Source organism: Mucilaginibacter sp., from assembly GCF_036383575.1.
In the GTDB taxonomy this organism is placed as follows: domain Bacteria; phylum Bacteroidota; class Bacteroidia; order Sphingobacteriales; family Sphingobacteriaceae; genus Mucilaginibacter.
In genome coordinates, this window is sequence record NZ_DASVOB010000291.1 from 1 (window position 1) to 5,658 (window position 5,658).

At 40.4% G+C, this 5,658-nt stretch carries 7 protein-coding genes and 1 tRNA gene; all 8 read left to right on the forward strand.

The features are described from left to right. Positions 1 to 2: 2 nt before the first annotated feature. Positions 3 to 73: transfer RNA gene (locus VF500_RS10110), tRNA-Trp, on the forward strand. Positions 74 to 91: 18 nt separating this feature from the next. Beyond that, on the forward strand, positions 92 to 286 hold the full coding sequence (secE, locus tag VF500_RS10115; RefSeq protein WP_090529653.1) for a preprotein translocase subunit SecE: 195 nt from the start codon (positions 92 to 94) through the stop codon (positions 284 to 286). A 16-nt stretch (positions 287 to 302) separates the two neighbouring features. Then, positions 303 to 845: a transcription termination/antitermination protein NusG gene (nusG, locus tag VF500_RS10120; protein WP_330859559.1), complete on the forward strand. Its 543-nt coding sequence runs from the start codon at positions 303 to 305 to the stop codon at positions 843 to 845. 178 nt (positions 846 to 1,023) lie between these two features. Then, positions 1,024 to 1,464 (forward strand): 50S ribosomal protein L11, encoded by a 441-nt coding sequence (rplK, locus tag VF500_RS10125; RefSeq protein ID WP_330859560.1) that lies wholly within the window; start codon positions 1,024 to 1,026, stop codon positions 1,462 to 1,464. Positions 1,465 to 1,558: 94 nt separating this feature from the next. Next, the gene (gene rplA / locus VF500_RS10130) at positions 1,559 to 2,257 is read left to right on the forward strand and encodes a 50S ribosomal protein L1 (protein ID WP_091145359.1); all 699 of its coding nucleotides are present in this window, start codon (positions 1,559 to 1,561) and stop codon (positions 2,255 to 2,257) included. A gap of 2 nt (positions 2,258 to 2,259) precedes the next feature. Continuing rightward, a complete protein-coding gene (gene rplJ / locus VF500_RS10135) occupies positions 2,260 to 2,778 on the forward strand; it encodes a 50S ribosomal protein L10 (protein ID WP_110585431.1) in 519 nt (172 codons plus the stop codon). Positions 2,779 to 2,839: 61 nt separating this feature from the next. Then, entirely contained in the window at positions 2,840 to 3,223 is a 384-nt protein-coding gene (gene rplL, locus VF500_RS10140) for a 50S ribosomal protein L7/L12 (RefSeq protein WP_073405423.1), read from the forward strand. A gap of 249 nt (positions 3,224 to 3,472) precedes the next feature. Beyond that, a partial coding sequence (gene rpoB / locus VF500_RS10145; protein ID WP_330859561.1) for a DNA-directed RNA polymerase subunit beta occupies positions 3,473 to 5,658 on the forward strand: 2,186 nt, incomplete at its 3' end.

Genomic DNA, 5,658 nt, shown 5'->3' on the forward strand with positions numbered 1-5,658 from the left:
ACACGGGAATAGTTCAACGGTAGAATAGAGGTCTCCAAAACCTTTGATCAGGGTTCGAATCCTTGTTCCCGTGCTTAAGCACAATATAAAAATGGCAGGCGTAGCTGAATATATTAAAGAGTCATACATCGAGTTAACCGAAAAGGTTACCTGGCCTACATGGCGCGAGCTGCAAAGCAGCGCTGTTTTGGTATTGGTTGCCGCTATAATTATTGCGCTGGTTATTTTAGGTATGGACCAGATCATTAATTATTTGCTTAAACTGTTTTACACATCACTAACATAATATCAGGGAGACGGAGATGAGTGATCAATTGAAATGGTATGTAGTTAGGGCTATTAGTGGTAAGGAAAAAAAAGTTAAACAATATATAGATGCCGAAATTAGCCGTTTGGGCATTAGTCATTTGGTACCACAGGTATTAATACCTACCGAAAAGTATTACCAGATGCGCGATGGAAAGAAGATCGCTAAAGAGCGTAACTACTTTCCTGGCTATGTGCTTATGGAAGCCGTTTTAGATGGCGAAACTGAGCACATCATTAAAAACATAAACAGCGTTATAGGTTTCCTGGGCGATAAAGCCGGAAATGCTATCCCGCTTCGCCAGGCAGAAGTTAACCGTATTTTAGGTAAGGTTGACGAAATGAGTTCACAGGGCGAAACCATGAATGTACCTTACTATGTTGGCGAGGCCGTTAAAGTTATGGACGGACCTTTCAACGGTTTCAGCGGCGTTATTGAAGAGGTTAACGAAGAGAAAAAGAAACTGAAAGTAATGGTAAAGATATTCGGACGCCGTACGCCGCTTGAATTGAATTACATGCAGGTAGAGAAAGAATAGTTTTCAAATAATTTCGGATATCGGATTTTCGATTTCGAAATTTTTGAATTTAAAATATAAGATGAAAGAGGAGGGAAGTAAATCCGAAATGGAAAGTCCCAAATCCGAAATCAAAACAACCTTAAATGTTACTTAGCTTCCACTTACTAACATTGAGTTATAATTAAAGTAAATTAAAATGGCAAAAGAGATCGGTGCAATGGTAAAGCTGCAAGTTAAAGGCGGCGCCGCAAACCCATCACCTCCAATTGGCCCTGCATTGGGTGCAAAAGGTGTGAACATCATGGAGTTTTGCAAGCAATTTAATGCACGTACCCAGGACAAACCTGGTAAAATATTGCCTGTTTTGATTACTGTTTATGTTGACAAATCTTTCGAGTTTATCATCAAAACCCCTCCGGTTGCTATCCAGTTATTGGAAGCAACAGGTTTAAAAAGTGGTTCAGCAGAGCCCAACCGTAAAAAAGTTGCCAATGTAAATTGGGAGCAGGTTGAAACTATTGCTAAGGATAAAATGGTAGATCTGAACGCATTCACAGTTGAATCAGCCATGAAAATGGTGGCAGGTACTGCCCGTAGTATGGGAATCACCGTATCAGGTACGGCTCCCTGGAATTAAATTGATTTAGGATAGCGGATTTTTGGTTTTCATTAATCACTCATCTAAAATCTCAAATCAAGAATTAAAAATTTATACAAATCAGTTTAAGACAGTGGCAAGATTAACAAAAAATCAAAAAGCGGCACTCTCCAAAATTGAGGCAAACAAATCGTATTCATTAGAAGCTGCATCAGCTTTGGTAAAGGAATTAACCTTAACTAAATTTGATTCATCAGTTGATATAGACGTTCGTTTAGGTGTTGACCCGCGTAAAGCCAATCAAATGGTGCGTGGTATTGCAACATTACCTCATGGAACCGGCAAAACTGTACGTGTATTAGTGCTTTGTACTCCTGACAAGGAACAAGAAGCAAAAGATGCAGGTGCGGACTTTGTAGGTTTGGATGATTATATTGCCAAAATTGAAGGTGGATGGACTGATGTTGATATTATCATCACTATGCCAAGTGTTATGGCGAAGGTTGGTCGTTTAGGTCGTATTTTAGGCCCGCGTAACCTTATGCCAAACCCTAAATCAGGTACAGTAACTCCAGAAGTTGGTAAAGCTGTAACTGAGGTTAAAGGTGGTAAAATCGACTTCAAAGTTGATAAAACAGGTATCATCCATACCTCAATAGGAAAAGCATCTTTCCCTGCAGATAAAATTTATGAGAATGCATTAGAAGTATTGCAAACCATCTCTAAATTGAAACCATCTGCAGCAAAAGGAACATATTTCAAGAGCATTCATATCTCTTCAACTATGTCGCCAGGAATAACAGTTGAAACTAAATCAGTAGCGGGGATCTAATCATGAATAAAGAAGAAAAATACGACCTTGTTGTAGCCCTAACTGAGCAAATGCAGGAGTTCGGTAACTTTTATATTACTGATACTTCAGATCTGACAGTTGCAAAAATCAACGACATTCGTCGTCAGTGTTTCGAAAGCGACATTACGATGAAAGTAGCTAAAAATAGCTTGATTAAAAAAGCTATGGAAGCTGCAGGCGGCGATTACAGCCCAATATTTGATGTATTAAAAGGTTCATCATCTATCTTTTTTTCAAAATCAGCAACAGCTCCGGCTAAGTTGATCAAACAATTAAGGAAAAAAGGTGAAAAACCAATTTTAAAAGCAGCTTATATTGATTCAGCGATATTTATCGGTGACAACCAGATTGATACTTTGATCAAACTAAAATCAAAAGAACAACTGATTGGCGAAGTTATCGGATTGCTACAATCACCTGCGAAAAACGTTATTTCAGCATTACAATCAGGCGGAAATACAATTGCAGGCCTTGTAAAAACATTACAGGAAAGAGGTTAACGAACACCTTTAAGTTCGATAATAACAAACAAAAAGCATTAAAAGTAAAAATTTAAATAAAATGGCGGATTTAAAAGCGTTTGCTGAACAGTTGGTAAACTTAACAGTAAAAGAAGTAAACGAATTAGCTCAAATCTTAAAAGATGAGTATGGTATTGAGCCTGCTGCTGCAGCTGTAGCTGTTGCTGCTGCTCCTGCTGGTGGCGATGATGCCCCTGCTGCTGAAGCAGTACAAACTGCATTTGACGTTATCCTGAAAGAAGCAGGTGGCGCTAAATTAGCAGTTGTTAAATTAGTAAAAGACTTAACTGGCCTTGGTTTGAAAGAAGCTAAAGATCTTGTTGACGGTGCACCAAAAGAAGTTAAAACTGGTGTAACTAAAGAAGAAGCTGAATCTTTGAAAAAACAATTAGAAGAAGCCGGAGCAGTAGTTGAGGTTAAGTAATTTAACCTACTGAAATATAGCATCAAGACTCCGACCATAACGGTCGGGGTCTATTGCTGTTTATAAAGGTTTGGAGTGCAGATATCCGATAGGAGATGATAGATATGAGATTTAAGATATGAGATTTTTGCCGCTTGTTTTAGCGGCATCTGTCTGAATCGTATTTCTGTTCTCAAATCTCAATGCTCATGTCTTAAATCCTAAATCTCACATCTATCAAGTTTATTAATAAACTAAAATTTAAATACCTTGGCAAACAATAATAATCAAAGAGTAAACTTTGCAACCAGCAGAAAGGTGCTTGAGTACCCTGATTTTCTGGATGTTCAGTTACAATCTTTCCAGGAATTTTTTCAATTGGAAACCACTTCCGACAACCGTTATAAAGAAGGGCTGTTTAAAGTGTTTGCCGAAAACTTTCCTATTTCAGATTCAAGAAACATCTTTGTCCTGGAGTTTCTTGACTACTTTATTGATCCGCCACGTTATGATATACAAGAGTGTATTGAACGCGGATTAACTTACAGCGTACCATTAAAAGCCAAGCTTCGCCTGTCATGTAATGATGAGGAGCACGAAGATTTTGAAACAATTGTACAGGATGTGTACCTGGGTACTATCCCATACATGACCCCTAAAGGTACATTTGTTATTAATGGTGCCGAGCGCGTAATTGTATCACAGTTACACCGTTCGCCAGGTGTGTTCTTTGGTCAGAGCCGCCATACCAACGGTACAAAATTATACTCGGCCCGTGTTATTCCTTTCAAAGGTTCATGGATTGAGTTTGCTACAGACGTTAACAACGTGATGTACGCCTACATTGACCGTAAAAAGAAATTCCCGGTTACTACGTTACTTCGCGCCATCGGTTATGATTCTGATAAAGATATATTAGAGTTGTTTGAACTGGCCGACGAGGTTAAAGTAAGCAAATCAGGCCTTAAAAAATATATTGGCCGTAAGCTTGCTGCAAGGGTACTTAAAACATGGATCGAAGACTTTGTGGATGAAGATACCGGTGAGGTAGTTTCTATTCCTCGTAATGAGATCATCCTTGAGCGTGAAACCTTATTGGAAGACGATCATATTGATATGATCATCGACTCTGGTGTTAAAACCATCATCCTGAACAAGGAAGATGCTTCAACCAGCGGTGATTATACTATTATATACAATACCTTACAGAAAGATACTTCCAACTCTGAGAAGGAAGCGGTTGAGCACATCTACCGTCAGCTACGTAACGCTGAACCACCTGATGAAGAAACAGCACGTGGTATCATCGATCGTTTATTCTTTTCAGATAAAAGATATGACCTGGGTGATGTGGGCCGCTACCGCATCAACCGTAAATTAAAACTGAGCACTTCGGAAGAAACTAAAGTTTTAACCAAGCAGGATATCATCGCGATTGTTAAATACCTGATCAAATTAATCAACTCAAAAGCCGAGGTGGATGATATTGATCACTTGTCAAACCGTCGTGTACGTACCGTTGGTGAGCAGCTTTACGCTCAGTTTGGCGTAGGTTTAGCACGTATGGCCCGTACCATCCGTGAGCGTATGAACATTCGTGACAACGAGGTGTTCACACCAACCGACCTGATCAACGCGCGTACATTATCATCTGTGATCAACTCGTTCTTCGGAACAAACCAGTTATCACAGTTCATGGACCAAACCAATCCACTGGCAGAGATCACGCACAAGCGTCGTCTGTCAGCCTTAGGCCCCGGTGGTCTGTCACGTGAGCGTGCAGGTTTCGAGGTTCGTGACGTTCACTACACCCACTACGGTAGGTTGTGTACTATCGAAACTCCCGAAGGTCCGAACATTGGTTTGATCTCATCACTTTGCGTGCATGCTAAGATCAACAACTTAGGTTTTATCGAAACACCGTACAAACGTGTGGTTGAAGGTAAAGTAATGGTTGATGAGCCGGTTATCTATTTGTCTGCTGAAGATGAAGACGGTAAAACCATTGGCCAGGCAAACGCAGTGTATGACGATAAAGGTGAGTTTGCATTGCCACGTGTAAAAGCACGTTTCGAAGGTGACTTCCCGGTTATCGAACCAGAGCGTCTGGATTTAATGGACATCGCTCCAAACCAGATCACTTCAATTGCGGCTTCGCTTATCCCGTTCCTGGAACATGATGATGCTAACCGTGCATTGATGGGATCGAACATGCAACGCCAGGCCGTACCATTATTACGCCCTGAAGCGCCAATTGTTGGTACCGGTTTGGAAGGCCGTGTGGCAAAAGACTCTCGTACCCTGATCAACGCCGAAGGCGATGGTGTGGTTGAGTATGTTGATGCTAACGAGATCCGTATTAAATATGACCGTAACGAACTTGATCGTTTGATCTCGTTTGAAGGAGATAGCAAAAGCTACCGCTTAACCAAGTTTAAGAAAACCAACCAAAGCAC

Bases quoted from the DNA above. Each gene is read 5' to 3' on its own strand.
- rplK (WP_330859560.1), top strand. From the start codon at position 1,024: ATGGCAAAAGAGATCGGTGCAATGGTAAAGCTGCAAGTTAAAGGCGGC.
- secE (WP_090529653.1), top strand. From the start codon at position 92: ATGGCAGGCGTAGCTGAATATATTAAAGAGTCATACATCGAGTTAACC.
- nusG (WP_330859559.1), top strand. From the start codon at position 303: ATGAGTGATCAATTGAAATGGTATGTAGTTAGGGCTATTAGTGGTAAG.
- rplJ (WP_110585431.1), top strand. From the start codon at position 2,260: ATGAATAAAGAAGAAAAATACGACCTTGTTGTAGCCCTAACTGAGCAA.
- rplL (WP_073405423.1), top strand. From the start codon at position 2,840: ATGGCGGATTTAAAAGCGTTTGCTGAACAGTTGGTAAACTTAACAGTA.